1 protein-coding gene is annotated in these 238 nt (G+C 34.9%); it reads left to right on the top strand.

Annotation, left to right across the window (positions count from 1 at the left end):
* A partial coding sequence (locus tag AAEY57_RS21070) for a BrxR family transcriptional regulator (protein ID WP_502935517.1) occupies positions 1–217 on the top strand: 217 nt, incomplete at its 5' end.
* Positions 218–238: the final 21 nt, after the last annotated feature.

The following is a 238-nucleotide window of genomic DNA, read 5'->3' as shown; positions in this document are numbered from 1 at the left end:
AAAATATCCAAAAGCAATAGAGCTTGATTACGCAATGGAAAACGGGCAATTAAAATTAGAAGTAAGAGCTGCTTTATTAGGATATTTACTAAGACAATGGAATGTAGACTGCACGGAACAAGGCACATTAAACTGTAATACTTACCAGCTGCACTTAAGCAATAAATCACAACTTAATCTTAAAGATATTGAGATAGCACCAGGCTATCAGGAATGAACATGGTTGAAGAAAACACAC

The sequence above is a fragment of the Pseudoalteromonas sp. MER144-MNA-CIBAN-0113 genome, assembly GCF_040308965.1.
GTDB classification, from domain to species: domain Bacteria; phylum Pseudomonadota; class Gammaproteobacteria; order Enterobacterales; family Alteromonadaceae; genus Pseudoalteromonas; species Pseudoalteromonas tetraodonis.
Note: the sequence above shows the minus strand (reverse complement) of the source record. Positions and strands in the feature narration are given on the sequence as shown.